Origin of the sequence: Haloarcula sp. JP-L23, from assembly GCF_011602445.1 — an archaeon.
GTDB classification, from domain to species: Archaea; Halobacteriota; Halobacteria; order Halobacteriales; family Haloarculaceae; genus Haloarcula; species Haloarcula pellucida.
The window spans coordinates 1,635,528-1,659,138 of record NZ_CP050014.1 but is presented as its reverse complement, the minus strand read 5'-3'; the positions used below and the strand labels follow the sequence as shown (position 1 = coordinate 1,659,138).

General features: G+C 65.6%; 29 protein-coding genes. 17 read left to right on the top strand and 12 right to left on the bottom strand.

Annotated features, from left to right (window positions below; translation table 11 throughout):
* Positions 1-96 precede the first annotated feature (96 nt).
* Complete coding sequence (locus G9465_RS08475) at positions 97-576, top strand: DUF5797 family protein (protein ID WP_166968944.1); 480 nt, start codon at positions 97-99, stop codon at positions 574-576.
* Here G9465_RS08475 and G9465_RS08470 read toward each other — a convergent pair whose 3' ends face one another.
* Positions 577-1,614 (bottom strand): DUF5787 family protein, encoded by a 1,038-nt coding sequence (locus G9465_RS08470; RefSeq protein WP_166968942.1) that lies wholly within the window; start codon positions 1,612-1,614, stop codon positions 577-579. It abuts the gene before it with no gap.
* Positions 1,615-1,709: 95 nt separating this feature from the next.
* On the bottom strand, positions 1,710-2,129 hold the full coding sequence (locus G9465_RS08465; protein WP_166968940.1) for a hypothetical protein: 420 nt from the start codon (positions 2,127-2,129) through the stop codon (positions 1,710-1,712).
* A 171-nt stretch (positions 2,130-2,300) separates the two neighbouring features.
* Here G9465_RS08465 and G9465_RS08460 point away from each other — a divergent pair, with 171 nt between their 5' ends.
* Positions 2,301-2,663: a hypothetical protein gene (locus G9465_RS08460; protein WP_166968938.1), complete on the top strand. Its 363-nt coding sequence runs from the start codon at positions 2,301-2,303 to the stop codon at positions 2,661-2,663.
* 18 nt (positions 2,664-2,681) lie between these two features.
* Here the strand turns inward: G9465_RS08460 and G9465_RS08455 are convergent, their stop codons facing one another.
* The gene (locus G9465_RS08455; protein WP_166968936.1) at positions 2,682-3,122 is read right to left on the bottom strand and encodes a bis(5'-nucleosyl)-tetraphosphatase; all 441 of its coding nucleotides are present in this window, start codon (positions 3,120-3,122) and stop codon (positions 2,682-2,684) included.
* A gap of 212 nt (positions 3,123-3,334) precedes the next feature.
* On the opposite strand from G9465_RS08455, the gene G9465_RS08450 reads away from it, so the two are divergent.
* Together G9465_RS08450 and G9465_RS08445 are read left to right on the top strand one after the other, a co-directional pair.
* Entirely contained in the window at positions 3,335-3,667 is a 333-nt protein-coding gene (locus G9465_RS08450) for an uS10/mL48 family ribosomal protein (protein WP_166968934.1), read from the top strand.
* Between the two features lie 24 nt (positions 3,668-3,691).
* Positions 3,692-4,960, top strand: coding sequence for an amidohydrolase (locus G9465_RS08445; protein ID WP_166968932.1), 1,269 nt, complete (start codon positions 3,692-3,694; stop codon positions 4,958-4,960).
* A gap of 40 nt (positions 4,961-5,000) precedes the next feature.
* On the opposite strand, the gene G9465_RS08440 is transcribed toward G9465_RS08445, so the two are convergent.
* Positions 5,001-6,374 (bottom strand): geranylgeranyl reductase family protein, encoded by a 1,374-nt coding sequence (locus G9465_RS08440; RefSeq protein WP_166968930.1) that lies wholly within the window; start codon positions 6,372-6,374, stop codon positions 5,001-5,003.
* Between the two features lie 91 nt (positions 6,375-6,465).
* Here G9465_RS08440 and G9465_RS08435 point away from each other — a divergent pair, with 91 nt between their 5' ends.
* Both G9465_RS08435 and G9465_RS08430 read left to right on the top strand, forming a co-directional pair.
* A complete protein-coding gene (locus G9465_RS08435) occupies positions 6,466-6,789 on the top strand; it encodes a 2Fe-2S iron-sulfur cluster-binding protein (protein ID WP_166968928.1) in 324 nt (107 codons plus the stop codon).
* Between the two features lie 184 nt (positions 6,790-6,973).
* The gene (locus G9465_RS08430; RefSeq protein WP_166968926.1) at positions 6,974-7,576 is read left to right on the top strand and encodes a hypothetical protein; all 603 of its coding nucleotides are present in this window, start codon (positions 6,974-6,976) and stop codon (positions 7,574-7,576) included.
* A 14-nt stretch (positions 7,577-7,590) separates the two neighbouring features.
* On the opposite strand, the gene G9465_RS08425 is transcribed toward G9465_RS08430, so the two are convergent.
* Positions 7,591-8,199, bottom strand: a complete 609-nt coding sequence (locus tag G9465_RS08425) for a stage II sporulation protein M (RefSeq protein WP_166968924.1) — start codon at positions 8,197-8,199, stop codon at positions 7,591-7,593.
* Positions 8,200-8,333: 134 nt separating this feature from the next.
* Between G9465_RS08425 and G9465_RS08420 the strand changes: the two genes are divergently transcribed.
* From G9465_RS08420 to G9465_RS08410, 3 genes are all read left to right on the top strand, one after another.
* Complete coding sequence (locus G9465_RS08420) at positions 8,334-9,311, top strand: phosphoadenosine phosphosulfate reductase family protein (protein WP_166968922.1); 978 nt, start codon at positions 8,334-8,336, stop codon at positions 9,309-9,311.
* A gap of 647 nt (positions 9,312-9,958) precedes the next feature.
* Positions 9,959-10,522, top strand: a complete 564-nt coding sequence (locus G9465_RS08415; RefSeq protein ID WP_166968920.1) for a PH domain-containing protein — start codon at positions 9,959-9,961, stop codon at positions 10,520-10,522.
* Positions 10,519-11,112 carry a PH domain-containing protein gene (locus G9465_RS08410; protein ID WP_166968918.1) on the top strand — a complete coding sequence of 198 codons (594 nt, stop codon included), beginning with the start codon at positions 10,519-10,521 and terminating at the stop codon, positions 11,110-11,112. Before G9465_RS08415 ends, G9465_RS08410 begins: the two co-directional genes overlap by 4 nt.
* Here G9465_RS08410 and G9465_RS08405 read toward each other — a convergent pair whose 3' ends face one another.
* On the bottom strand, positions 11,113-11,319 hold the full coding sequence (locus tag G9465_RS08405) for a hypothetical protein (RefSeq protein ID WP_166968916.1): 207 nt from the start codon (positions 11,317-11,319) through the stop codon (positions 11,113-11,115).
* Between the two features lie 26 nt (positions 11,320-11,345).
* On the opposite strand from G9465_RS08405, the gene G9465_RS25595 reads away from it, so the two are divergent.
* Both G9465_RS25595 and G9465_RS08395 read left to right on the top strand, forming a co-directional pair.
* Positions 11,346-11,552 (top strand): hypothetical protein, encoded by a 207-nt coding sequence (locus tag G9465_RS25595; RefSeq protein WP_166968914.1) that lies wholly within the window; start codon positions 11,346-11,348, stop codon positions 11,550-11,552.
* A gap of 112 nt (positions 11,553-11,664) precedes the next feature.
* Entirely contained in the window at positions 11,665-12,855 is a 1,191-nt protein-coding gene (locus G9465_RS08395; protein WP_166968912.1) for an MFS transporter, read from the top strand.
* Between the two features lie 6 nt (positions 12,856-12,861).
* Here the strand turns inward: G9465_RS08395 and G9465_RS08390 are convergent, their stop codons facing one another.
* Positions 12,862-14,895 (bottom strand): AMP-binding protein, encoded by a 2,034-nt coding sequence (locus tag G9465_RS08390; RefSeq protein ID WP_166968910.1) that lies wholly within the window; start codon positions 14,893-14,895, stop codon positions 12,862-12,864.
* Between the two features lie 118 nt (positions 14,896-15,013).
* Between G9465_RS08390 and G9465_RS08385 the strand changes: the two genes are divergently transcribed.
* Positions 15,014-15,601, top strand: a complete 588-nt coding sequence (locus G9465_RS08385) for a GNAT family N-acetyltransferase (RefSeq protein ID WP_166968908.1) — start codon at positions 15,014-15,016, stop codon at positions 15,599-15,601.
* A gap of 1 nt (position 15,602) precedes the next feature.
* On the opposite strand, the gene G9465_RS08380 is transcribed toward G9465_RS08385, so the two are convergent.
* Positions 15,603-16,076: a peptidylprolyl isomerase gene (locus tag G9465_RS08380; protein ID WP_166968906.1), complete on the bottom strand. Its 474-nt coding sequence runs from the start codon at positions 16,074-16,076 to the stop codon at positions 15,603-15,605.
* 108 nt (positions 16,077-16,184) lie between these two features.
* Between G9465_RS08380 and G9465_RS08375 the strand changes: the two genes are divergently transcribed.
* The 3 genes from G9465_RS08375 (at position 16,185) to mce (ending at position 18,792) form a co-directional block, all read left to right on the top strand.
* Positions 16,185-17,867, top strand: coding sequence for a methylmalonyl-CoA mutase (locus G9465_RS08375; protein WP_166968904.1), 1,683 nt, complete (start codon positions 16,185-16,187; stop codon positions 17,865-17,867).
* A 122-nt stretch (positions 17,868-17,989) separates the two neighbouring features.
* Positions 17,990-18,358: an SHOCT domain-containing protein gene (locus tag G9465_RS08370; protein ID WP_227015762.1), complete on the top strand. Its 369-nt coding sequence runs from the start codon at positions 17,990-17,992 to the stop codon at positions 18,356-18,358.
* Between the two features lie 44 nt (positions 18,359-18,402).
* A complete protein-coding gene (gene mce, locus G9465_RS08365) occupies positions 18,403-18,792 on the top strand; it encodes a methylmalonyl-CoA epimerase (RefSeq protein ID WP_166968902.1) in 390 nt (129 codons plus the stop codon).
* Between the two features lie 18 nt (positions 18,793-18,810).
* Here the strand turns inward: mce and G9465_RS08360 are convergent, their stop codons facing one another.
* Positions 18,811-19,578 carry an NUDIX hydrolase gene (locus G9465_RS08360; protein WP_166968900.1) on the bottom strand — a complete coding sequence of 256 codons (768 nt, stop codon included), beginning with the start codon at positions 19,576-19,578 and terminating at the stop codon, positions 18,811-18,813.
* 86 nt (positions 19,579-19,664) lie between these two features.
* Between G9465_RS08360 and G9465_RS08355 the strand changes: the two genes are divergently transcribed.
* Positions 19,665-20,633: a sugar phosphate nucleotidyltransferase gene (locus tag G9465_RS08355; protein WP_166968898.1), complete on the top strand. Its 969-nt coding sequence runs from the start codon at positions 19,665-19,667 to the stop codon at positions 20,631-20,633.
* A 15-nt stretch (positions 20,634-20,648) separates the two neighbouring features.
* Here G9465_RS08355 and merB read toward each other — a convergent pair whose 3' ends face one another.
* Positions 20,649-21,263, bottom strand: a complete 615-nt coding sequence (gene merB / locus G9465_RS08350; RefSeq protein WP_166968896.1) for an organomercurial lyase — start codon at positions 21,261-21,263, stop codon at positions 20,649-20,651.
* Positions 21,264-21,340: 77 nt separating this feature from the next.
* Between merB and G9465_RS08345 the strand changes: the two genes are divergently transcribed.
* A complete protein-coding gene (locus G9465_RS08345) occupies positions 21,341-21,685 on the top strand; it encodes a helix-turn-helix domain-containing protein (RefSeq protein WP_166968894.1) in 345 nt (114 codons plus the stop codon).
* A 5-nt stretch (positions 21,686-21,690) separates the two neighbouring features.
* Here the strand turns inward: G9465_RS08345 and G9465_RS08340 are convergent, their stop codons facing one another.
* Together G9465_RS08340 and G9465_RS08335 are read right to left on the bottom strand one after the other, a co-directional pair.
* The gene (locus tag G9465_RS08340; protein ID WP_166968892.1) at positions 21,691-22,413 is read right to left on the bottom strand and encodes a diphthine--ammonia ligase; all 723 of its coding nucleotides are present in this window, start codon (positions 22,411-22,413) and stop codon (positions 21,691-21,693) included.
* A gap of 35 nt (positions 22,414-22,448) precedes the next feature.
* On the bottom strand, positions 22,449-23,573 hold the full coding sequence (locus tag G9465_RS08335; protein WP_166968890.1) for a DUF373 family protein: 1,125 nt from the start codon (positions 23,571-23,573) through the stop codon (positions 22,449-22,451).
* Positions 23,574-23,611 lie beyond the last annotated feature (38 nt).

Sequence of the window (23,611 nt, the reverse complement as noted above, 5' to 3'; positions counted from 1 at the left end):
TACGGCCCTAAGGGGCCGAGCGTCCAAATATCCCTCGCCGGCCGTGGCCGCGCGACTCCAGAACGCTTGTAACCACCGTGGCGCTACACTCGGACAATGACCCTCTCGGAGGCGGCCCGCGAGCGACTCGCCGACATCGTCGCCAACCAGCCGACGAAGAACGGCGAACTACAGGACCTGTGGGGCATGGACAGCGGCAGTGAGGTCCACCAGTACCTCGAATCCGAACTGAAGGAGTACTACTACCGTAACGAGGACAGCCTCATCTGTGCGACGCCGGAGGCGACGGAGTTGATAGACGGCGAAGGCTCCGACCGCGTCCAGACGATGCGGGTCACGCCGTTACAGCAGGCCATCGTCGACGTCATCGCCGGCCCCGACGAGGAGAGCCAGAGCGTCGTCTCGGTACTGCACGCGCTCCGCGAGGCCGGCGAGGACCCCGAGGTGGACGACGTTCGCTCGGCGCTCCGCGGACTCACAGACAAGGGCCTCGTCGAGACGGTCCAGAAGACGGTACCCACCTTCCGATTGGCTATCGACCGCGACGACGTCGACGTCGAGGTCACCGACGCGTAGCTACTCCTCCGGTAAGCCGGGCCGCGTCCGGCGACGACGGCGGTCCAACAATCGCTTGATACCCTTCCCGGGGCCGCCGTCGATGGGCCACCCCTTCGCTCGCCACGCGGGCGGTTCCGGTTCGTACTCGGGACACGAGCCACAGCACTCGCTCTGGGTCGGAACGCGGGCTTTCGCCGCACAGGACGGCACGAGACCCGTCTCGTCGGCCCGCAGTTCGAAGTGCCGACAGTCCGGCCGCATCGTCGACGCGTAGGCCCGCCAGCCCCGTTCGTAGGCTCGTTCGGCTATCGCTCTTCGCTTCTCTGCTTTCCACTGGGGGTCGACGTACTCGAAACGGGCGGCGCTGGCGTCGTCGGTCGGCCGCTCGATGATTCTGGTGCCCGGTGCGTCCGTGTCGAGGGTCCGTGGCTCCCACACCGTCTCTGCGGTCCCCGTCGTCGGATCGACGGTCAGCACGCCGGCTGCGGCGGGGAGGTCCGCGAGCAGTATCGGTTCGACGCGCTCGTCCGTCTCGGCCGTCGCTACCCACACCTCGTCGGCCAGTCCCAGCGCCACGTCACGCTCTATCTGTCCCGCGAGGTCACGGGCCGCGCTCGCAGTTAAGTCCGGTTTGTTCTCGATGGCGACGACCCGGCGCACCCAGTCGGGGTACGCGTACCGGCGACGAATCTCGATGCGGTTGCCCCGCTTGCGCGTCTCGATAGCGTCGCGGTCGGCGGCCGTGTGGATCGCGTCGCGGACGTACCGCCACGGATAGCCGGGGTCGGGCAGGGCGTCGCGGTAGAACGTCCACTCCGCTGGCGCGTGTTCGAGGACGTACAGGAGGTCCGAATCGAAGGCGTCGGGGCCGAACGCCGCCCGCCTGCGGAGGCCATCGGGGTCGCATTCGAGGACCACCGTGTCCCAGCGGCGGTACTTCGTCCCGAGTTGGCGGGCGACGACGACGGCCGAGTCCGCTCGCCGTGGTGTCCACTCGCGTTCGGCCCACTGACAGACACACAGTTCGAAGGCGAACTCGGAGGCGACTTCAGGCACACCGCACGTTGGACGCGCGGGACTAAAAGATGCAGTCGAACGGGAGCAAGAACGACACGACGCGTGCCACCGGACCCACACCCCAACCTGTCACCTCACTGGTTCAAGACGCCGCCGAGTGCCCCACCGATAGTGTAACCGATCGGCGACATGAAGATGAGGCCGATGAGGTTCGAGAGGGCACCGAGGCCCGCAAGCATCGCCATCCCGCCGGCAGCATCGCCGGTCCCGCTGCTCGCACCGAGGATGCCACCGAGGACGAACGACCCCGGAATGTAGATGACGTTGAACGCGACGGCGGCGATCATGCCGGTCACGAGTGCGAACTTGATCGCCGTTTTGGTGTCCTCGATGTTGGTGAATACCGCAACGACGGCGGCCCCGAGGAGAACCTCCTTGAACAGCGGGACGATGCGAACGAGGCCGATGATCGGTACGAACCCAACGATGAGCAAGACGACGAAAATTGCTACCGTCGATTTCTTGAATTCAGACTCGCCGAATCCAAATATCATAGTCCATTAGGCGGTATTCCAACATGATATATAAAACCACGGCCACGATAAACCATCGCAGGAAGGCGTAGTAGCTACCCGCCGAATACGGCGGTCTGTGTGGGCGGCCGGCCGTTGGTGACCCGTGCCCAAAACAGGCACTCTTCGTTGGGGCTCTCTGTCGACCCAGCAGTGGTGGGCGGTACGTTCGACCAGTACACGACGATACAGTGGGTTGCAGCCTTCATCGTCGGGATCTTGACGTTCCCCATCGGACTCCTGATTCCGATTTACTTCTACATCAAGACGAACAACGGAACCGCGAGTGAACAGGGCGCGTGGGAAGCGTGGGCCGTCATCCTCGTCGGTATCATCGGTATCGCCGCCGTCGAACTCGGCGGCGAGACAGGGGCGAAAATTGCGCTTTCGCTCCTGCTGGTAATTCCGCTACTCATCATCATCGCGGCGGTCCTCGGAAGCTTCGTGCTGGGTGTGGGAAGCAGCACACAGGCGGCACTCCTGCTCACGACCGCCCCGGTAGCGCTACCGGGTTAACGCGCCGCCGTCGACGTTTTACTCTTCGTTCTCTTCGTCCTCGAACTTCTCGTCGAGGAACTCGTGTGCGTCTTCAAGTATCTCGCGCGGGCCGTCCTGCGTGACGGTGTTTACGGCCTGCTCGTAGTCGCGCCACTGCAGGTCCCGATGTTCGGTCGATAGCTCTGCCGATGCTTCGAACGACCGTGCGACGAACAGGTGGACCGTCTTGTGGATGGTGTTGCCGTTCGCCTCGAACACGTAGTCGTAATCTTTGCGGAAACCGTCCAAGAGCCGGAAATCGCCGATTCCGGCCTCCTCTTTCACTTCGCGTATGGCGGTCTGCTGGAGTTCCTCGTCGCCCTCGACGCCGCCCTTGGGGAATTCCCAATCACCGGGACGGCTCTTGAGCAGGAGGTACTCCCGCCGGCCACGCGTATCGCGAAAGAGGATGGCTCCCGCGCTCGTGGCCTCTATCATTGCACGAATTTACATCGTCAGTACTTAAGAGAATATCGGAGGCGCGACCGCCACCGGCTGCGAAGCCGAAACACCAGTTTTCAGCTCGGAGCGTCCGGGAGAAAACGGTTTAGCCGCCGCCCGGTAGTGTAACTTGGGCTACGTTTCCGCCGAAGACCCGGCGCGTGAAACGGAGGGCCTTTTACACCTCGCCGGTGAGAGTCAGGCCAGAGATGCCCTTCGTCACGACCCTAACGCTCACGAGTGGGGACCGCCACCGTCTCGACGACGTCGTGGCGGACATCAAGGAACGCGCCGAACGGAAAGGCGTCGAACTGAAGGGGCCACACCCGAAGTCACCGGACGAACTCCGGGTCCCACAGTCGAAGACGCTGGGGCCCGACGGCGGCCGCTTTGACCCGTGGAACTACACTGTCTACACTCGGACTATCGAGATCGTCGGGTACGAGACGTTCGCCCGGTCGGTGACCGAAGAGGCGTTTCCCGACGGGGTCCACGTCGACGTCGGCGTGGAGCAACGCACCCAACTCGGGAGCGGGTCATAAGTCCCTCCGGGGCCTTTGGTCCCCATGGACGACGACAGACACGAGCGACTCGTCGCGCTGCGGCGTGACCTCCATCGACACCCCGAGCCGGCGTGGCGCGAGTTCTACACCACCAGTCGCATCGTCGACGAGCTGGAGCGCATCGGCGTCGACGACCTGCGACTCGGCCCGGAGATGCTCGACGGCGACGCCCGCATGGCCGTCCCCGACGACGCCGAAATCGCCGAGTGGCACGAGCGTGCCCGCGAGGCGGGCGCCCGCGAGGACGTCCTCGAACGGACGGCGGGCGGGTTCACAGGGGCACTCGCCACGCTCGACCGCGGCGACGGACCGACCGTCGCGCTACGGGTCGACATCGACGGCCTCCCCATCACCGAGTCCGACGAGACGACCCACGTGCCGGCGGACAGCGGCTTCCGCTCGACCAACGAGGGGTACATGCATGCGTGCGGGCACGACGCCCACGCCGCCTTCGGCGTCGGCGTCCTCGAAGCCGTCGCCGAGAGCGAGTTCGAGGGGACGTTCCACGTCCTCTTCCAGCCGGCAGAGGAGGTCATCGGCGGCGGGAAGGCCGTCGCCGAGAGCGGGGTACTGGACGACGTGGACCGACTGCTGGCCGTCCACGTGGGCCTCGACCACCCGACCGGCGAAGTCGTCGCCGGCGTCGACGGGTTCCTCGCGGTCCGACAGTTCGAGGTGACGTTCACTGGGGAGTCGGCCCACGCCGGCGCGAGTCCGGGGTCGGGCCGAGATGCGGTGCAGGCCCTCGCGACGGCGGTCCAGAACCTCCACGCCATCCGCCGGCACGAGGACGGGGCGACGCGGGTCAACACCGGCGTCGTCGAGGGCGGCACCGCGACGAACATCGTCCCCGAGAGCGCTCGCATCGAGGGCGAAGTCAGGGGTGAGACCACGCACCTGAAAGAGTACATGAGCGACAGAGCCGACACCGTCGTCGAAAACGCCGCCGCGATGCACGACTGCGAGTCGCGTATCACGACCACTGCGGAGGCGCCCAGCGCCGAGAGCGACGACGAACTGGCCGACGTCGTGGCCGACGTGGCCGCCGGCGTCGCGGGTGTCGACTCGATTCTCCAGCGTGACGACCTCGGCGGGAGCGAGGACGCCACGTACCTCATGAACCGCGTTCAGGAGCACGGGGGTCTCGCCAGTTACGTCGGCATCGGCACCGACCACCCCGGCGGCCACCACACGCCGACCTTCGACGTGGACGAGCGGTCACTGGCCATCGGTGTGGAGGTCCTCGCGGGTGCTGTCGGCCACTGTTGGTGACCGGCTCTGTGCGTCGGAAAGCGAGGCGAAGAGAACGGACTCAGTACTTCGGCTCTGCGCCGGTGGTCTCGTAGATGTCGTCCATGATGGCGTCGCGTTCGCGTTTCCACGCCGCGAACCCGCTGGGATCGTCGGGGTAGTCCTCGTAGTGAGACAGCAGGCGGTCCGCGAGGCTCTTCGTCCGGTAGAGGTCGTAGATCAGCCCCCAGTGGCCGAAGCTCTCGATAGCCGTCTTCAGTTTCAGGCCGAGGCCGACGTTCGTCGACCCGGAGTACAGCGCCTCGGCGAGGTTGGTCGCGGGCAGGGACGCCAGTAGCCCCATCAGGTCGTCGACCTCCTGTGCCGTCACGAAGATGTTGTACACGTCGAGTGCGGCGTACCGCGCTCCGAAGTGGTCCATCACGTTGACGTTGTACTCCCAGAGAACCGACTCGTCGTCGGTGCGGTCGTCCTCGATAGCCTCGATGGCCTGCTCTGCGGCGTACTGCCCGGCGTAGGCCGCCCCGGCGATGCCGCCGCCGGTCGTGGGATTGACGTGCGCGGCGGCGTCGCCGACGGCCATGTAGCCCGGTGCGACCGCCGAGTCGTAGGGCCTGCGGGTCGGAAGCGCGGCACCGAGTTTGTCCTTGACTTTCGCGCCCTCGAACTCCGCTCGGTTCTCGAGGTCGGCCTTCAGGTCGTCGACGAGTTCCATCGGTTCCTCGTTCATCTGGAAGCCGAGACCGACGTTTATCTCGGTGTCCGTACGCGGGAAGTACCAGAGGTAACCCGCCGCACGGTCGGTCGGTTTGAACACCAGCGCGTCGTCCCACACGACCGGGTCCTCGACTTCGACCACCTCGCGATAGGCCGAGCAGAACTGCGAGTAGCGGACGTTCGTATCGAACGTGGCGTCCTCGAAGTCCGCCTTGTCCTGCAGGAGCGAAAGCGCCCCCGCTCCGTCGATGACGATGTCAGCCTCGTAGGTGACCGGGTCGCCCTTTCGGATGGCCTCGAAACCGGTCACCTCGCCGGTGTCGTCCTGCAGGACGTCCTGCACGACGGTGTCGTAGTGGAACTCCGCGCCCGCCTCGTCGGCTCCCTCGATGAGACAGCGACCGTACTCCCAGCGGTCGATGACGGCGAGTTCGCCGGGCACCGGAATCTCCAGCACCGTGTCCTCCTGTGGGATCTCGAAGCGCCCGTGGTCGACGTCCGTGTTCGTGAAGGCGGGTTCGAGTTGGGACTTCGGGATGGCCTCGGGGAAGTCACTCGCCCCTTTCAGAGCGTCCCCGCAGGCGATGTGCCCCGCTTCCTCTGCGTCCTTCCGTTCGACGACGACGACGTCGTAGCCCGCGTCAGCGACTGTCGCGGCGGCGTAACAGCCCGACGTCCCCGCCCCGACGACGGCTACGTCGTACTGATGAGTGGTCATGCACCCTCGTCCTAACCGGAGAGAGAAAATCGTTCCGACTGTCGCCGTGGTGGGGATAAAGAGTTTTGACGGACGCCCGAAAAGCCGGAGTATGACCGAGTACACCGTGGAGTTCGTGGGGACGGGCGAGGAGATTACCGTCTCCGAGAAGGAGACCATCCTCTCACGCTGTATCGAGGAGGGGATCGCACAGGAGTACTCCTGTCGCGTCGGGATGTGTCTCGCGTGTTCTGCCAAAATCGTCGAGGGCGAGGTGACACAACCGGCCGCGCGTGGCCTCACTGAGCAGGAGCGGGGGGACTACGCCCTGACCTGCATGGCACGACCGGCCTCCGACCTCCGACTGGATCGGGGAAAGTATCCGCCCAGCATCGAAGCCGACGCGACCGGCGACACCGCAGCGGCCGACGACTGAGTGCTGGCCGTTCGTCGTCCCGACTGTTCTAATGTGCTACCAATCCCCACGAGCGGCATTCACACGCACACATACGTCTGCCACACCCAGAATGAAGGGCAGGTCATATAAGCACGTGGGTCCTACATAGAAGTGACACCAGCGTCAGCGGACGGCCGTCGACGATTGACACACGCTCCCAACCATGACCAGCCGCGTATACAGACTTCATTCGACGCTCGAACTGCCACTGGAAGACGCCTACGACTTCTTCGAGGATCCCAACCTTCCACCTGAAATCGCTGACGTAGAGATCACCCGTCGGAACAACACGCTCATCGTGAGTGCCGTCGCGAAAGACGACACCATGAGCAAGTACACACCGACGGCCCAGCTCAAAGCCAGCGTGACAGAGAACCGGGTCTACGAGGAGGACCCGGACGAGATGGGGCCGCCCGGCGCCGCCAGCACCGGTTCGACCGGTGGCGGCCCACAGTGGGGCACACTCGAAGAGGAAGAAGAAGAGATAGAGTCGGAACTCGTCGAGTACGCCTGTTTCAAGGGCGACCGCGAGACGGTCCTGCAGAACACTGCGCTCCAGTACGCGATGTTTGAAGTCCTCTGTGAGGTCGCGAAAGTCGCCGAAAAGGGGACGCTGACCGCCATCGCCGCGGTAGACGAGGAACTAGAAGCCATCCGCATCGTCGACGGCGAAGAGCATCCCGCCTCCATCAACGTCGTGGAAGACCCGACCGACGAGGACGAGGAAGACGGGGTCAACTGGCGCGACAACGAGTTCATCAGCTAATTCTCCGGCCGTTCTCAGACGCTCGCGAGGTCCCGACCAGCCACTTGCTCGGCGATTTCGAGCGTTATCGTCGCCTCGACGTACGCAGCGACCAGAATCAGGACCGCCGCGACGGCGACCAGCCACCCGGCTTCGCGCACGTCTCGTTCCGTCACCAGTTCGTCTTCGAGGCCCCGGAGATACCGGACGGTGAGCCGAGCGAACCGGAGACCGACGGCCGCGACGATGAGGAGCGCCGGTATCTCGATGACGCCGTGCGGAAGGATGAGTGCGGCGACGACGATGGGTTCGACCTGCTGGAGGGCGATGCCGACGACAGCGCCGATGATGAGACCGTTCAAAACCAGACCGACCACGGTAACGATGCCAAGCGACACCGCACCGAGCAGTATGACGAACATCGCGATCAGGTTGTTGAGAGCGATGGAGTAGGTGGTCAGTTCGTCGGGGAAAAACGGATTCGACCCGCCCTCTGGCGCAGTCGGAAGCGACTCTATCGGCACCGCACTGCCGAGGAGGAACCCGACAGCGGTACTCACGCCGAGCAACAGGGCGGCGACGGGGACGTAGAGTGCGAGCCACCGCCGGCAGACGGCCCACATCCTCGCGTAGCGAGACGACATTCGTGAGTGAATGCACGCGCGGAAGCGTGAAAAAAGGTGGAGGCGTCTCGGGAGTGAGGGGATGTGGTAACCGTCCACACCCCGCACAACTATCCAAAAAGTACTTACAACGCCTAATTATATCTCATTACACGATGTCCGAGACAGCCGAGTTCCCCGACTACCTCGACGTCGATTACACCGACGGCGAGGGTGAATCGCCCGAGGAGTACCCGACGATCAACCACAAGATCGAGAAGGCAATCGAGGTCACGAAGACCGGCCTCGAAGAGTACGAGAACCCGGTCGTCATGTGGACCGGCGGGAAGGACTCGACGCTCACGCTGTACTTCGTCAAGGAAGTCGCCGAGCGATTCGACCTCGAAGTCCCGCCCGTCGTCTTCATCGACCACTACCAGCACTTCGACGAACTCATCGAGTTCGTCGAGTACTGGGCCGACGAGTGGGATCTCGACGTCATCTGGGCACGTAACGAGGACGTCGGCGAGTACGTCGACGAGAACGGCCTCGAACCCGGCGACGACATCCCGGTCGACGCGCTCTCGGACCACAACCAGCACCACATCCGCAACATCCTCGAGTACGAGGAGGACACGTTCCCGTTCCTGCTCGACACCTACGTCGGCAACCACCTGCTGAAGACGGTCGCGCTCAACGACACCATCGAGGAGCACGACGTCGACGGCATCCTCTCGGGTATCCGCTGGGACGAACAGGAGTCCCGTGCCGACGAGACGTTCTTCTCGCCGCGACACGACCCCGACATCTACCCGCCCCACGACCGTATCCAGTCCATCCTCCAGTTCGCCGAGGCCGACGTCTGGGAGGCCTTCTGGAACTTCGTCGTGCCGGACACCGTCGAGGGCTACCCCGAAGAGGGCTACGTCCCGCAGGGGCAGGACGACCTGCCCGAGGGCATCGAGAAAGAGGACGTCCCGGTGTCGCCGAAGTACTTCGCCGGGTTCCGCTCGCTCGGTAGCGAGGTCTCGACGGATAAGTCCGCCGAGGAGCCCGCCTGGCTGCAGGACATGGAGAACACGACCGAACGCGCCGGCCGCGCCCAGGACAAAGAGGACCTGATGGAGCGCCTGCGCGACCTCGGCTACATGTAAGGTCGGCCACTCGAATACACCCTGGTCACCCGTCTCTCACCTTTTCAGCGCACCGGACTCCGCCAGCGACCGCGGTAGCCAGCGCGCGGGGGACACGCTTCGATTCAATTACACTTCGACGACAGTCGATGTGCGTCGCCGTCGTCGGTAACACCGCGTCGACGGCGGTCGCCACCACCGACACGCGCCGATGACTGCGCTTGATGTCCCATGGCGAACGACGAGACTGCGACGACGGGGCCGGTGTCAGACGGGCGGCGTGCCGGTCGTCACCGCACCGGGACGCGACTTTCGTCCTCGGTGGCGCGACGTGCGGCGTGTCTCACGGGTAACGACAATCGTCGTATAAAGATTTAGATGCTGTCGAATTGTAGTGGTCGGTGATGGCCGCAAGTCAGTACAAATGCCCGCAGTGTGGCGAGGAGATGAGCTACGTAACGACGAAACACACGGGCTGTGACAACTGCGGGTTCGTCCCGCCACACAGCGCCGAGTGAGGACCCGTCCCAGCAGAAGGCCCATTCGGCAGCGACGGAACCCGGTTCGACAGTAGCCGCGGGCTGTCGTCGGGGGGCGAGCGTAGTCGCCTGCTTCGGGTCCCGAGACTATCGGATAGACTTTTCAGGCAGGTGCGTGGACCCGAACGCATGAGTGTCGACTACGATTGGCTTACGCTGGACGACGACGAAGACGTCGTCTGGTCGGGCCAGCCCTCCAGCGAATCGCTCTACGGTGCGTACCTCTTCGGTGTCCCGATGATACTCCTCTTTGGTCTGGGGATCGTAGTCATCGCCTCGGCGTACCTGCGCCAGCAGAACACCGACTACCTCATCACGACGAAAGGCGTCTACAAGAAGACGGGCATCTTCAGCCGTGCCGTCACGGAGATCGAGTTCGAGAAGGTGCAAAACACCTCCTTCTCCGTGGGCGCTATCGGCCGGTACTTCGGTTACGGCGACGTGATGATAAGCACCGCCGGCGGGTCCGGTGTCGAGATGACGCTGCAGGGCGTCGAGGACCCACAAGCGGTGCAGAAACAGCTCTCTCGCCGAGTCAAGCGGGCCCAAGGCGAGACGGCGGACGCGGCCGACGGCGAGTCGAAGGCCGACGTACTCGACGAGATTCTGGTCGAGTTGCGCGCGATACGCCGGTCGCTCGACGCCGGGACGACCCCGGGCGGAGACGCCAGCGCGGACGACCCGCACCGATGAACGCCGTCGACTGGGTGTCGCTGGCGGACGACGAGACCGTAGTCTGGCAGGGTCAGCCACGGCGCCGCGTCGTCCTGCAGGGGGTCGCGACGGGACTCGTCAGCGCCGCCGTCGTCGCCGCCGTCGTCTGGGCGGCGCTCTCGGCTGTCGGCGTCTCGCTCGCAGTCTCGCTCGCCGTGACGGTGCCGCTGGCGGTAGTCGCGCTCGCCGTCCCGACGGCTGCCGTCTGGCTCTGGCGGCGGACCACCCACTACCTGCTGACCGAGCGAGCGCTGTACCACCGCACTGGCGTCCTCTCCGTGACGGTGACGGAACTGTCGCTCCGGAAAGTCCAGAACACGGCCTACGAACAGGGCGTCCTCGGCACCGTCTTTGGCCACGGCACCGTCACCGTGGACACGGCCGGGAGCGAGGGCGCCGAACTCACGCTTCGCGCAATGAACGACCCCGGGTCGGTCCAGCAACGCATCGCCGAGCAGGCTTCGCGTGTTCGCGGCGACGACGCCGACGACGTGCCCGGATCGGTCGAGCAGTGGCAGGCCGTCCGCTCCGAGGCGCGTGCGATTCGGACGGCGCTCGGCGAGCGGTAGCTACGCCTCGTCCGTCGGCCGGTACTGGTCTCCGTCTTGCTCCAGTCGCCCCTCGGCGACGGCACGCTTCAGTGCCCGGTCGACCTCCCGTTTGTCGATGGTGGTCGCCCCCATGAGCGAGTCGACCTGGGCTCGCGAACACCAGTCGTCGTCTCCAGTCACGTCCCGTATCGTCCGGACGACCCGCGTCGTGATATCGGTCGGCATCGGCTGAGAGGGCGGGCCAGACACACTTGAACCTGCGGCCGGGCGACCCGACCAAGCGGGTACAGTTGCTCGGGGCACCCGTGGCGTATGGACCGCAGTCACAGCACCGTGCTCTCGGGTGGCTGCGAGCCACGTTCCTCACCCGGAAAGGGGTCCTCGACCGGTTCACGGCGCTCTCGGCGGCCTCAAGCGGCGCGCTCGGGATGGACCGCTCCTCGCTATCGCCGTCGTGACGCCGCTGGTCGCCGGAGTGCCGAGTGTGGCGGTTCGCGGTCTCCTGCCGCCGAGCGAGTGCGGAGTCGCCTGTTCGACACGTATTTTCGTCCGTCAGTCCTACCGGCCGGTGTGAGCGTACACCGAGAGCGGGTGGCCCTCGCCGGGGTGGTCTTCGCCGTCCTGCTCGCACAGGTGTTGTTGTATCCCGGCGTCGACACCCTCGTGCGAGCGCTGGGGGCCACGACGGACCTCGATGCCAGCATGTGGTTCTTGGCCGCCGAGTTCGCCGCCTTCGTCGCCTTCGCCGGCGTCTGGGGCGTGGTGAGCGACGCCACCGGGCGGCGGGTGCCGTTCATCGTGGTCGGTGCCCTAGGCGGCGCAGTGTTCTACGTCGCGCTGGCGTGGCTCCCGACGCAGATTCGCATATCCTTCGAAGGCATCATCGTACTACGGGCGCTGCAGGGCGCGATGACCATCGCCGCGTTCTCGCTGGCGATGACGATGCTGATGGACCTCGCAGGCGGACACGGCAAGAACATGGGTGCGGCGGGCATCGCCATCGGCGCCGGGACGGCCCTCGGCGCGCCGCTGGGCGGGCAACTGTACGGCTTCTCTCCCACGCTCCCGCTGTACGTCGCGGGCGGTCTGCTGTTCGCCGTCGCCGGCCTCGCCGCGACGGTGACCGACCGCGCGCCCTCGAACACCGACGGCCGACTCGCCGCCGTGACTGCCCGCCTCCGTGAGACGCCGGCACTGGGAATCCCCTACGCCTTCGGCTTCATCGACCGCCTTACCGCCGGCTTCTTCGCCCTCGTCGGGACGCTGTACTTCCGACAGACGTTCTCGCTGACCCCCGGCGAGACGGGGCTGATGCTCGCACTCTTTTTCGCGCCGTTCGCGCTGCTCCAGTACCCTTTCGGCGTCCTCTCGGACAGCATCGGGCGGACCGTCCCCATCGTCGCCGGGTCGTCGCTCTATGGCCTCGCCGTCGTCGCCGTCGGCCTCGCCCCCAGCGTCCTGACGGCCGGCATCGGCATGGTGGTCGTCGGCGTCATCGGGGCGCTGATGGCGCCGGCGACGATGGCGCTCGTGACCGACCTCGCCGGCGAGAGCGGCCGCGGGACGGCGATGGCCGGGTTCAACGCCTTCGGGAGCGTCGGCTTCCTCGCCGGCATCCTCGTCGGTGGGTTCGTCGCCGGCGAGTTCGGCTATCTCGCCGCCTTCCTCGTCGCCGGCGGCGCGGAACTGGGCCTCGCGATAGTGTCGGTGCCGCGACTGCTCGCGCTCGACGTACCGACGGCGGACCGGCCGGCCGACTGACCCGTCTCAGCGGGCGTCGGCGACGGCGTCCAGCGCCTCCGGGTTTTCGATGCTGGACATGTCCCCCAACTCCTCGTCCCGATAGACGGCGCCGATAGCTCGCCTGAGTATCTTCCCGCTCTGCGTCTTCGGGAAGGCGTCGACGAACAGCACCTCCCGCGGGCGGAACGGCTTGCCGAGTTCGTCGCCCACCGTCGACTGGATGGCTTCGCGGAGCGAGTCGGTGGGGTCGTGGCCCGCTTCGAGGACGACGTAGAGGACGACGGCCGTCCCGGTGGTGTCGTCGGGCGCGCCGACCGCGGCGGCCTGATTCACCGCCGGGTGTTCCATCGCCGCTCCCTCTACCTCCGCGGGGCCGACCTTCCGCCCGGCGACGTTCAGCGCGTCGTCGGCCCGGCCGTGAAGGAACCAGAGGCCGTCTTCGTCTTTCTGTGCCCAGTCGCCGTGGTCCCAGCGGTCGTCCCAGGTCGACCAGTACTCCTCCAGATAGCGCCCGTCGCCGCTCCAGAGCGACTTCGTCATGGAGGGACAGGAGTCCCGAGCGACGAGGAACCCGCGTTCGTGGGTGTCGGCGATGGACTCGCCGCTCTCGTCGACGATGTCGACGTCCATACCGAGGCCGGGGCCGCCGAGCGTACAGGGCTTGAGTGGCTGGATGGGCATCGGCATCAGGAAACAGCCCATTATCTCGGTGCCGCCGGAGATGTTGATGATGGGGCACTCGCCGCCGCCCACTTCGTCGTAGAACCACTGCCAACTCACCGGGTCCCACGGTTCGCCCGTCGACCCCAGCAGTCGGAGCGAGGAGAGGTCGTGGCCCGCCAGCCACTCGTCACCTTTCTTGCGAAGCGCGCGAATCGCCGTCGGCGAGACGCCGAAGACGGTGAGGTCGTGGCGGTCTATCATCGCCCAGAAGCGGTCGGGGTCGGGGTGGTCAGGCGCGCCCTCGTACATGAAGACGGTGCCGCCCAGCGCGTGGTTGCCAAGCAGCGTCCACGGCCCCATCATCCACCCGATGTCGCTGACCCAGAAGAAGCGGTCGCCGGGCTTGTGGTCGAAGCCGAAGTAGATCTCCTTGGTCGCCTGCAACAGCGCTCCCGCGTGCGTGTGGACGATGCCCTTCGGTTCGCCCGTCGTCCCCGAGGAGTACAGCAACATCGACTCCGCGTCGCTCGGGAGCGACTTCGTCTCGTAGCCGTCGGCCGCCGTCTCGATAGCCTCGTCCCACCACTCGTCGCGCCGGGTCCACGTCATGCTGTCCGTCGGGTCCTCAGCGGTGCCGATGCGGTCGTAGACGACGACGTGTTCGACCGGCGTGTCACCACTCTCGGTCAGGTCTGCGGCCTCCCGGACGGCCTCGTCGGCGGTGTCTTTGAGATGGACCTTCGACCCGCGGCGGTAGAAGCCGTCGCCGGTGAACAGCACCGAACACTCCGCGTCGGCGATGCGCGTGGCCGTCGCGTCGACGCCGAACCCCGAGAAGATGGGGACCGCGATGGCGCCGACCTTCAGACACCCGTAGAGGATGCTCGCCACCTCGGGAACCATCGGCATGTAGAGACCGACGGTGTCGCCCGTCCCGACGTCCATCGATTCGAGATAGTTCGCCACGCGGTTGCTCTGCTGGTGGAGGTCGTGGTACGTGATCTGGCGGACGTCGCCCGGTTCCCCCTCCCAGATGAGTGCGACGTGATTCCGAGCGCCGTTGTCGCGGGCGGCGTGCCGGTCGACGACGTTGTGGGCGGCGTTGAGTTCGCCGCCGGGGTACCAGTCGGTGAACTGCGGCCCGTCGGAATCGTCGCGTACCGCGTCGTAGTCCTCGAAGAACTCGATGCCCAGATAGTCGACCAGTTCGTCCCAGAACCAGTCGACGCCGGATTCGTCGACGCCCTCGACGTCCGTGGACGTCCGCTCTATGAGTGCGTCGTAGTCGTCGATATCGTACGTCTGCATGAACTGCCAGACGTTGGTTGATTCGACGAACTCGCGTGACGGCTCGTGGACGACGTGGTCCAGTTCTTCGAGTGACTCCGGAGCCATGGTATGTGATTCGATGACAACGCACTAAGTAGTTGCGTGGCGGTGTCCCGGACAGACACGGCCTCCCGGAACGCAGACGCTGCAAACCCTTTTTACCGCGGACGGCGAACCGCTACGTATGTACGTCCGGGATGCGAAAAACCGCGAAGAAGTCTGGTTGCTGGACCGCATCGAAGAGATGGGGCTGGACGACACAGCCTTCCGCTCCCGCGACTACGTGCTCGCTATCGACGAGCACGACCACCAGAAGGCCGGGTTCGGCCGCATCCGTATCCACAAGCCCGAGGACGGAGACCCCGTCTGTGAGTTGACGAGCATCGGCGTCCTGCCGGAGTGGCGCAATCAGGGCGTCGGTGCACACATCATCGAGCGACTGGTCGAGTACGCCAGCGACGAGGGGTTCGACGTGGTGTACTCGCTGACGAGCGCCGACAGCTACCTCGCCCAGTTCGGTTTCGAACGCATCGAACCCGAGCAGTTGCCCGACCGCTTACGGGAGCGACTGGAGACGAAACGGGAGAACATCCAGCCGGATGCCGTGCCGCTGCGCCTCCAGAGAGAGCGGTTCCGGATGCCCGAGCGGTTGCGTGAGCAGTTCAAGAACGCCTCGGTCCACGAACCGGTCGAGTCCGAACCGGAAGACTCCCCCGAGGACTTCGGTATCGACCCCGACGAGGCGACGTACAAGTACGATACGGGGCGCTGAGCTACCTGACGTCGACGACTTCGACGTCGAATACCAGCGTCCTGCCGGCGAGTTCGTGGTTGAAGTCCACGGCGACGGCGTCGTCTCGCACCGCCGTCACGTCCCCGTGGAGGCCGTTCTCCGCCTCGACGTGGAGACCAACTTCCGGAGCCTTGCCGACCATCGCCTCGAAAGTCTCCGGGTCGTATTCCCGAACCTTCGCGTCGTCGGCCTCGCCGTAGGCCTTCTCGGTCGGAACCGTAATCGTCGCTTCCTCGCCTTCTTCCATGCCGACGAGGGCCTCGTCGAGTCCCTCGATGATGTCGCCGGCACCGACGGTGAAGGCGAGCGGTGCGTAGTCCCGTGGGTCGGCGTCCTGTGCGTCCAGCAGGCCCTCCGCCTGCGCGACGTCGAGCCGCGAGGTGTCGAAGACGCTCCCGTCCTCGAAGCGGCCGACGTACTCGATGGAGACCTCGTCTCCGGGTTCGATTGCCATGCTTCCGAGTGTGGGGAGCAGAGAGATAAATCCCGGGACACGGTAAACTCGTGAACAATCAGGAAGGATTCGCGAACGCTTAAGCCGGGCCCGGTCCACGATACCCCCATGTTCGACCCCGACGAGCTGGACGAAATCCGCGAGGCGAAAGCCGAGTGGGAAGCCGAAGCCGTCCAGCCGACCGTCGACCGGTTCGGCGAGCGCAAGGAGACGTTCACGACGGACACCGAGGGGCACGAGGTAGACCGCCTGTACACGCCCGCAGACGTCGCCGACCTCGACTACGAGGCGGATCTGGGCTTCCCGGGTCGGGAGCCGTACACCCGCGGAGTCTACTCGACGGGCTACCGAGGCCGTCTCTGGACGATGCGGCAGTACGCCGGTATGGGGACCGCCGAGGAGACCAACGAGCGGTTCAACTACCTACTAGACGAGGGACAGACCGGCCTCTCGATGGCGTTCGACCTGCCGACCCAGATGGGGTACGACTCCGACGCCGCGATGGCGGCCGGCGAGGTGGGGAAGACCGGCGTCGCCATCGACTCGCTTTCGGACATGGAGACGGTGTTCGAGGGCATTCCGCTGGACGAGGTGTCCACATCGATGACCATCAACGCGCCTGCCTCGGTGCTGCTGGCGATGTACATCGCCGTCGGCGACAAGCAGGGCGTCGACCGCGAGGAGCTACGGGGAACCATCCAGAACGACGTCCTCAAGGAGTACATCGCCCGGAACACGTTCATCTACCCGCCCGAGCCGTCGATGCGGCTCATCACCGACATCTTCGAGTTCTGTGCGGCGGAGGTGCCCAACTTCAACACCATCTCCATCTCGGGCTATCACATCCGCGAGGCCGGCTCGACCGCCGCACAGGAGGTCGCGTTCACGCTGGGCGACGGTATCGAGTACGTCGAGGCGGCCATCGAGGCCGGACTGGACGTCGACGAGTTCGCCCCGCAACTGTCCTTCTTCTTCGCATCCTACAACAACATCTTGGAGGAGGTGGCGAAGTTCCGCGCCGCCCGTCGCCTCTGGGCGAAGATCATGGACGAGCGCTTCGACAGCGAGAACCCCAAGTCGAAGCAACTCAAGTTCCACACGCAGACCGCCGGGTCGACGCTGACCGCCCAGCAGATAGAGAACAACGTCGTCCGGGTCGCCTATCAGGCGCTCGCGGCGGTGCTGGGCGGCACGCAGAGCCTCCACACCAACGGGAAAGACGAGGCTATCGGCCTGCCGACCGAGGAGTCCGTGCGGACCGCCCTGCGGACCCAGCAGATTCTCGCCCACGAGTCCGGCGCGGCCGACACCATCGACCCCCTCGCCGGGAGCTACTACGTCGAGTCGCTGACCGACGAGTTAGAACAGGAGGCCCGAAGCATCATCGAGGACGTGGACGAACGCGGCGGGATGCGCCGGGCCATCGAGAACCAGTGGGTCCAGCGCCAGATTCAGGACGTGGCCTTCGAACGACAGCGCGAACAGGAGGCCGGCGAGCGCATCATCGTCGGGGTCAACGAGTACGAGGTCGAGGAGGAGGGCGAACAGGACATCGAGGAGGTCGACGAGGTCGTCGAGGCGGCCCAGCAGGAGACCGTCGCCGCCGTCCGCGAGGAGCGAGACGACGAGGCGGTCGAAGACGCGCTACAGGCTCTCGCGGAGGCCGCCACTGGCGACGAGAATCTCATGCCCTACATCGTCGACGCGGTGAAAGCCTACGCCACGACCGGCGAAATCTGTGACGTGCTGCGGGACGTCTTCGGCGAGTACCAGCCCGGGTCCTCGATGTAGGCGGCTTTCGAATCGAAGGTTTTCCACGGCGTTCTGTTCAGTATCGTAACAGGAACCGCATTGAACGTGGAGCGTGTACTTCTAGGTATGTCTCCGAATCGACACGCTGGCGGTGTCCGACCGTGACCGCGACCGAACGAGATAGCCGACTCGTCGTCCTCGTGTTGCTCGTCCTCGGTGCACTGCTCGTCCTCCCGGCACTCGCGATGGGATTTGGCATGATGGGGTTCGGGATGATGGGCGGCGGGATGTGGGGCGGTGGCGGGATGTGGGGTGGGACCACATCGGGATGGATGTGGCTCGTCGGTCTCCTGTTCCAACTGCTCTTCCTCGCGGCCATCGTCGGCCTGGGCTATCTCGTCTATCGGGCGGTCACCGGCGGTGACGGCGGCCGTGACGCGGCCGTCGCGGAACTCCGGAGAGCGTACGCTCGCGGTGACCTGAGCGACGAGGAGTACGAGCGACGGCTCGAACGGTTGCGAGAGGAGTGACAGCGGGACAGAGACTTATACGTCGGCCGGGCGAGGGACCGAACATGCAGTTCGACCACGCCGGTGTCGCCACCGACGACACCGATACGCTGGCGGCGCTGTACGAGACCGTCTTCGACGCACCGGTCGCCCACGAGGAGGAGTTCGACGGGCTACGAGTGACGTTTCTGGACCTCGGCAACGGCTACTTCGAACTCCTCGAACCACTCCCGGACGCCGAGGGAGCGATTCCCCGCTACCTCGACCGGAACGGGCCCGGTCTCCACCACGTTGCCCTCGCGACCGAGGACATCGCGGCCGCGTTGGAGGCCGCCCGCGGCGCGGGCGTCGACCTCATCGACGAGACACCGCGAGAGGGCGCGTGGGGCCACGACGTCGCGTTCTGTCACCCGACGTCGACTGGCGGCGTCCTCGTGGAGTTCGTCGAGCACTGAGACAGTCAGTCGAGTCGGTCAGGCCGCGTCGTCGGCCGCTGTGTCGTCGCGCTCGCCGTCGAGTTCGTCGCCCCGGTCGCGCGCTTCGAGGAACCGCTTCCAGAGGCGCTCTGCGCCCTCGGTCATGTGTTCGGGTGGCTCGGCGAACCACGCCGCGCCGACGAGTTCGGACTCGTCTACGTCTATCGACCCGCTCGCGTACTCGGCCCGGAAGTAGACGTCGAGCGTGTGGACCGAGCCTTCGGCGTCGGTGTCGGGGTAGTACTTTCGGTGGAACACCTCGTCGACGTCCTCGATGGTCCCGCGGACGCCAGTCTGCTCGGCCATGCGACGGAGCGTGGTTCCCTGCATGGACTCGTACTGCTGTCCCTCGCCACCGCCCGGGAGCGCCCACAGGTCGGCCCCGCGACCCAGCACCATCAGCACGCGGTCCCGCGTGTCGTGACCGGCCTGTTCCGGGATGTTCTCGCTCAGCTCCGGAAACATCTCGCCGTCACGGGTGAGGAAGGCGACGCTGTTGCCGTCATAGCCCGTGCTGTTCGTCGCGGCGAACACCTCCGCGTAGTCGCCGGCCGAGAGTTCGTACGTCTCCTCGGTCACCGGCAGGTCGCCGTACATCGCCCGGAGGTCGTCGAGTTTCCGCTCGACGTTGATCTGGTTTACCTTGTCGATGACGTTCTCGCCGGCCTCGGCGGCCTGCTCGGCCGGGTCCGACCCGAACTGCTCGTCTGTGTCGGCTGCGGGTTTGTCGCCACCCACGTCCTGCGTGCCGTCGTCCCCAGTCATACGTTGGACGTTCCCGTGGACGCCGATAAATGGACCGGTGCCGTCAGATGAAAAGGAACTTGTCCGTCGGCGGTGTCGCCCCCGGTATGAAAGCGATAGTCCTCGCCGGTGGGTACGCGACGAGACTGTGGCCGGTCACGAAACACCGGCCCAAGATGCTCCTCCCGGTGGGCGACTCTACAGTCATCGACCGCATCCTCGCTGACTTAGAGTCGGACGATCGCATCACGGACGTCTTCGTCAGCACGAACGAGCGGTTCGCCGACGACTTCAAGGACCATCTCGCGGCGAGTTCCTATCAGAACGTCTCCCTGACGGTCGAAGAGACCAACGAGGAAGACGAGAAGTTCGGCGTCGTCGGGGCGCTGGCCCAACTCGTCGACCGCGAAGAACTCGGGGACGAGGACCTGCTGGTCGTCGCCGGCGACAATCTCATCAGCTTCGACATCTCGGCGTTCATCGACCACTTCGAGCAGTACGGGGACCCGACGCTTGCGGCCTACGACGTCGGGTCGCTAGAGAAGGCGAAGTCCTACGGTCTCATCGAGACGGAAGGCGACGAAGTCGTCGACTTTCAGGAAAAGCCCAGCAACCCAAAGAGCACGCTCGTCTCCATCGCCTGCTACGCTTTCCCGGCCGACGCCATCCGTTTCGAGGAGTACCTCTCGGAGGGGAACAACCCCGACGAACCCGGCTGGTTCATCCAGTGGCTCGTCGGGAACGGGACCGTCCGCTCGTTCACCTTCGACGAGGCGTGGTACGACATCGGCACCCCCGAGAGCTACCTGGAAGCCGTCGGCTGGGAACTCGAAGGCGAGAACGTCGTCGCCGAGGACGCCACCATCGAGAACACGACGCTGGGCGACAACGTCCACGTCCTCTCCGGCGCGGAAGTCGTCAACTCCAGTCTGGACAACACGGTCGTGTTCCCGAACGCGACCATCGTCGACGCCGACATCCGTAACTCCATCATCGACAAGGACACCCACATCGAGAGTCTGGACCTCGCCGGCGCGCTCATCGGCGCACACACGCAGTTGACCAACGGCGGATAGCGCCGCCGACTCTTTTCACGCCCCGGTCTCGAACAGCGTCGTCGCCAGTGCGCCAGCGAGCGCGACGCCCGTCGAGACGGGAACGCTCGTCGTCGCGGCGTCGACGTCGTCGGCCCACGCCTCGTACTCCTGTTCGTCGGCGAAGACGTGGACGTAGCCACACACCTGCCGATAGATGCGCTCTAGGGTCGGGTCCGTGTCGGGGTCGACGTGGTCGGAGACGCCCAGCGAGACGACGGCGTCTGCGTGCGACCGGGCGATACCGTCCGGGGCGATGCCGATCTCGACCGTCTCGCCGCGTTCCGGCGTGGTCGACCGGATCGTTCCGGGTTCGTCGCGCAGGAACGGGACGACGAGTGGGTCGAGCACGCAGACGTACTCCTGTCGGTGGTCGGCCCCGACGAACGCGTGGCGACCGTCGTCGGTCGTACAGAGGTCGTCCGCGGTCGGATTTCGGCCGTCCAGCGCCCGCTTGACTGCCCGCATCTCGGCGACCCACTCGGCGGCCGTCTCGGGCGGGTCCGACCCGAAGAGGGTTCCGAGGTTCGCCGCCACGGCCGGCGGGAGGGCGAAGTCGTCGAGGTCCAGTTCCAGTCCGAGGTCGTCGGTGTCGATCATGTCGTCGGCCATTGCGCCTCCACTTTACTATGCGAAGCTATTAAGCTGTGAAGTCCAAAGTAATAGAGTAAGTCCACAGAGACGAAGCTATGGAAGGATTCGACTGTGCCACCGACGACCCGCGGTGTTACTGCCTGCTCTCGGACGTACTTGACCTGCTGGGCCGAAAGTACGTGATGGACGTCGTCTGCGTCGTCGCCGTCCACGGAACGGTGCGGTTCGGGACGCTCGAAGCCCACATCCCGGAAGCGAGTACGTCGACGCTGTCGGCTCGCCTCGACTCGCTGGAAGACGCCGGCCTGCTCACCAGAGAGCAGTACGACGAGATTCCGCCACGGGTGGAGTACGAACTGACCGACGACGGCGCGGAACTCGCCGAACGGCTCCAACCAGTGCTGGAGTGGGCACAAGAACGCGATTCAGCGACGGCCTGAGTCAGCTACTCGGCCAGCCACGCGTCGGTAATCTGCAGCGTCCCCCGCGTTCCGTCCCACTCCGTCTCGGACTCCAGTTCGATGCGCCGGTCCATATGCGGCCCATCGGTCACCAGCGTCTCGAACTCGCCGCCTTCGCCGAGGATGTGGACGCCGTACTCGTCGTTGAGCGCTTCGAGTTCGTCGAGTGCGTCGGCGTCGAGGCGTCGACCCAGCCACGACTCGTCTAAACCGTAGGCGGCGACGCGAATGATGCGAATCTCGAACCCGGCGTCGAGCATCGCGTCGGCGAGGTCGCGGGGGTTCTCCTGCCAGAGGGGGGCGAAGACGTTCGCTTCGAGACGTTCGGCCATCGCCTCGATGCGGGTGGTCTGGTACTCGCTCTCGACGGCCCCGGCAGTGATGCCGCCCACGCCGTCGGGGAGGTCCGCGTCGAGTTCGTTCAGTGCGGCCTCCAGCGGTTCGAGTTCCGCGTCGCCCTGCAGGCCCGAGTCCTCGACGGCCTCGGCCTCGAAGTCGTCGGGTTCGACCTCCAAGAGCGGGATACCGATGCTCTCGGCGGCCAGCGACGCCAGCCGCGTCGCCGGGACGTGGTACATGTAGGAGTCGCCCTCGGGGTGGACCGTCACCAGTCGTTCGACGGGATAGCCACGTTCGAGGGCCCGATACAGCGCCCACGAGGAGTCCTTGCCGCCGGAGAACAGCGAGACCCACGCGCCGTCTGTCATGGCCGCCCGTAGCTCTCGACCGCCTAAATCGCTGTCTATTCGGCCAGTTCCTGCTCGATGTCGGACTGACTGACGTAGGCGGCGACGCGGACGCCGACGAGGCTGATGAGGATGCCGGCGAGGATGAAGATGGCGAGGCGAGTGCCCGCGTCCATCGGGAAGCCGTTGATCTCGACGATGTCGAAGTTCATAGAGGGGACGCGAAACGAATCGAAGACGCCGGCCCGTTCGAGGAAGTACGCCGAGAAGCCGCGGACGACGAGACCGACGGCGACCGCACCGAACGGGAGGTTCACGTACGCGCTCCGGACGCCGTCTCGCTGGAGGAGTTCGTCCAGTAACCGGCCCAGCGAGGCAGCGAGCGCCGCCGCGGTCAGCCACGGAACGCTCTCGAAGAGGAACCGGTTGGCGAGGATGAATGGGCTAGTCGACCCGACCGAGGAGATCTCCAGTGCGCCGGCGAATATCCCGACGACGGAGAGGCCGGCGGCGACGACGTAGGTGACGAGTGACACCTGTCCGGAGTACAGGGCCTCGCGAATCTGGCCCGGCAGGCGCGAGAGGTAGGTGTCGATACCCAGCCCTTTGTAGATGAGGAACACGCCGAGGGCGGCGGCGATGGCGCCGACGGTGATAGTGGTGCTGTCGGCGACGATGAGCAAGATCGGGAACGCGAGCAGTGCCAGACCGAGGGGAACCAGCACCGTTTTGCGCAGTTCCTCGTCGGCGAGGAACTGCTTGAGGAGGTAGTACGTAGACTCGATGTCGCGGGCCTGTCGGACGACGACGCGGTCGACGGCGTCGACGCGGACGCGACTCTCGATAATCGGGACGAGGCGCTCGTCCTCGGCGCTGTCGACGACGACGACGGCCGATTCGGGGTCGTACTCGGCGACGAGGTCCTCCGTCTGGTCGGCTATCCGACGGTCGGTCCCGACCGAATCCCCGCCGCCACCGACCACCGCGACGACGGTGTCGTCCCCGTCGGCTTCGAGGTCGTTCGCCACGCGAAGACCTTCGAGCAGGCAGTTGATTCGGCTGTCCTCGGGGTCGACGATACCGGTCTCGGTAATCATCGACTCGACGGCGTCGCTCCCGACTACCGGGCACTCGTCCGCTACCGGGCTGTCCCGATCGATACACACCACCAGCGTGGTCACAGTAGCCGAGAGTGGGTCACAGGGTAAAAAACCCTCGC

What these genes read in the sequence shown, in the direction of transcription:
- G9465_RS08475 (WP_166968944.1), top strand. Translation starts at nt 97, where the DNA reads ATGACCCTCTCGGAGGCGGCCCGCGAGCGACTCGCCGACATCGTCGCC.
- G9465_RS08465 (WP_166968940.1), bottom strand. Translation starts at nt 2,129, where the DNA reads ATGATATTTGGATTCGGCGAGTCTGAATTCAAGAAATCGACGGTAGCA.
- G9465_RS08455 (WP_166968936.1), bottom strand. Translation starts at nt 3,122, where the DNA reads ATGATAGAGGCCACGAGCGCGGGAGCCATCCTCTTTCGCGATACGCGT.
- G9465_RS08450 (WP_166968934.1), top strand. Translation starts at nt 3,335, where the DNA reads ATGCCCTTCGTCACGACCCTAACGCTCACGAGTGGGGACCGCCACCGT.
- G9465_RS08445 (WP_166968932.1), top strand. Translation starts at nt 3,692, where the DNA reads ATGGACGACGACAGACACGAGCGACTCGTCGCGCTGCGGCGTGACCTC.
- G9465_RS08440 (WP_166968930.1), bottom strand. Translation starts at nt 6,374, where the DNA reads ATGACCACTCATCAGTACGACGTAGCCGTCGTCGGGGCGGGGACGTCG.
- G9465_RS08435 (WP_166968928.1), top strand. Translation starts at nt 6,466, where the DNA reads ATGACCGAGTACACCGTGGAGTTCGTGGGGACGGGCGAGGAGATTACC.
- G9465_RS08430 (WP_166968926.1), top strand. Translation starts at nt 6,974, where the DNA reads ATGACCAGCCGCGTATACAGACTTCATTCGACGCTCGAACTGCCACTG.
- G9465_RS08425 (WP_166968924.1), bottom strand. Translation starts at nt 8,199, where the DNA reads ATGTCGTCTCGCTACGCGAGGATGTGGGCCGTCTGCCGGCGGTGGCTC.
- G9465_RS08420 (WP_166968922.1), top strand. Translation starts at nt 8,334, where the DNA reads ATGTCCGAGACAGCCGAGTTCCCCGACTACCTCGACGTCGATTACACC.
- G9465_RS08415 (WP_166968920.1), top strand. Translation starts at nt 9,959, where the DNA reads ATGAGTGTCGACTACGATTGGCTTACGCTGGACGACGACGAAGACGTC.
- G9465_RS08410 (WP_166968918.1), top strand. Translation starts at nt 10,519, where the DNA reads ATGAACGCCGTCGACTGGGTGTCGCTGGCGGACGACGAGACCGTAGTC.
- G9465_RS08405 (WP_166968916.1), bottom strand. Translation starts at nt 11,319, where the DNA reads ATGCCGACCGATATCACGACGCGGGTCGTCCGGACGATACGGGACGTG.
- G9465_RS08390 (WP_166968910.1), bottom strand. Translation starts at nt 14,895, where the DNA reads ATGGCTCCGGAGTCACTCGAAGAACTGGACCACGTCGTCCACGAGCCG.
- G9465_RS08385 (WP_166968908.1), top strand. Translation starts at nt 15,014, where the DNA reads ATGTACGTCCGGGATGCGAAAAACCGCGAAGAAGTCTGGTTGCTGGAC.
- G9465_RS08380 (WP_166968906.1), bottom strand. Translation starts at nt 16,076, where the DNA reads ATGGCAATCGAACCCGGAGACGAGGTCTCCATCGAGTACGTCGGCCGC.
- G9465_RS08375 (WP_166968904.1), top strand. Translation starts at nt 16,185, where the DNA reads ATGTTCGACCCCGACGAGCTGGACGAAATCCGCGAGGCGAAAGCCGAG.
- mce (WP_166968902.1), top strand. Translation starts at nt 18,403, where the DNA reads ATGCAGTTCGACCACGCCGGTGTCGCCACCGACGACACCGATACGCTG.
- G9465_RS08360 (WP_166968900.1), bottom strand. Translation starts at nt 19,578, where the DNA reads ATGACTGGGGACGACGGCACGCAGGACGTGGGTGGCGACAAACCCGCA.
- G9465_RS08355 (WP_166968898.1), top strand. Translation starts at nt 19,665, where the DNA reads ATGAAAGCGATAGTCCTCGCCGGTGGGTACGCGACGAGACTGTGGCCG.
- merB (WP_166968896.1), bottom strand. Translation starts at nt 21,263, where the DNA reads ATGGCCGACGACATGATCGACACCGACGACCTCGGACTGGAACTGGAC.
- G9465_RS08345 (WP_166968894.1), top strand. Translation starts at nt 21,341, where the DNA reads ATGGAAGGATTCGACTGTGCCACCGACGACCCGCGGTGTTACTGCCTG.
- G9465_RS08340 (WP_166968892.1), bottom strand. Translation starts at nt 22,413, where the DNA reads ATGACAGACGGCGCGTGGGTCTCGCTGTTCTCCGGCGGCAAGGACTCC.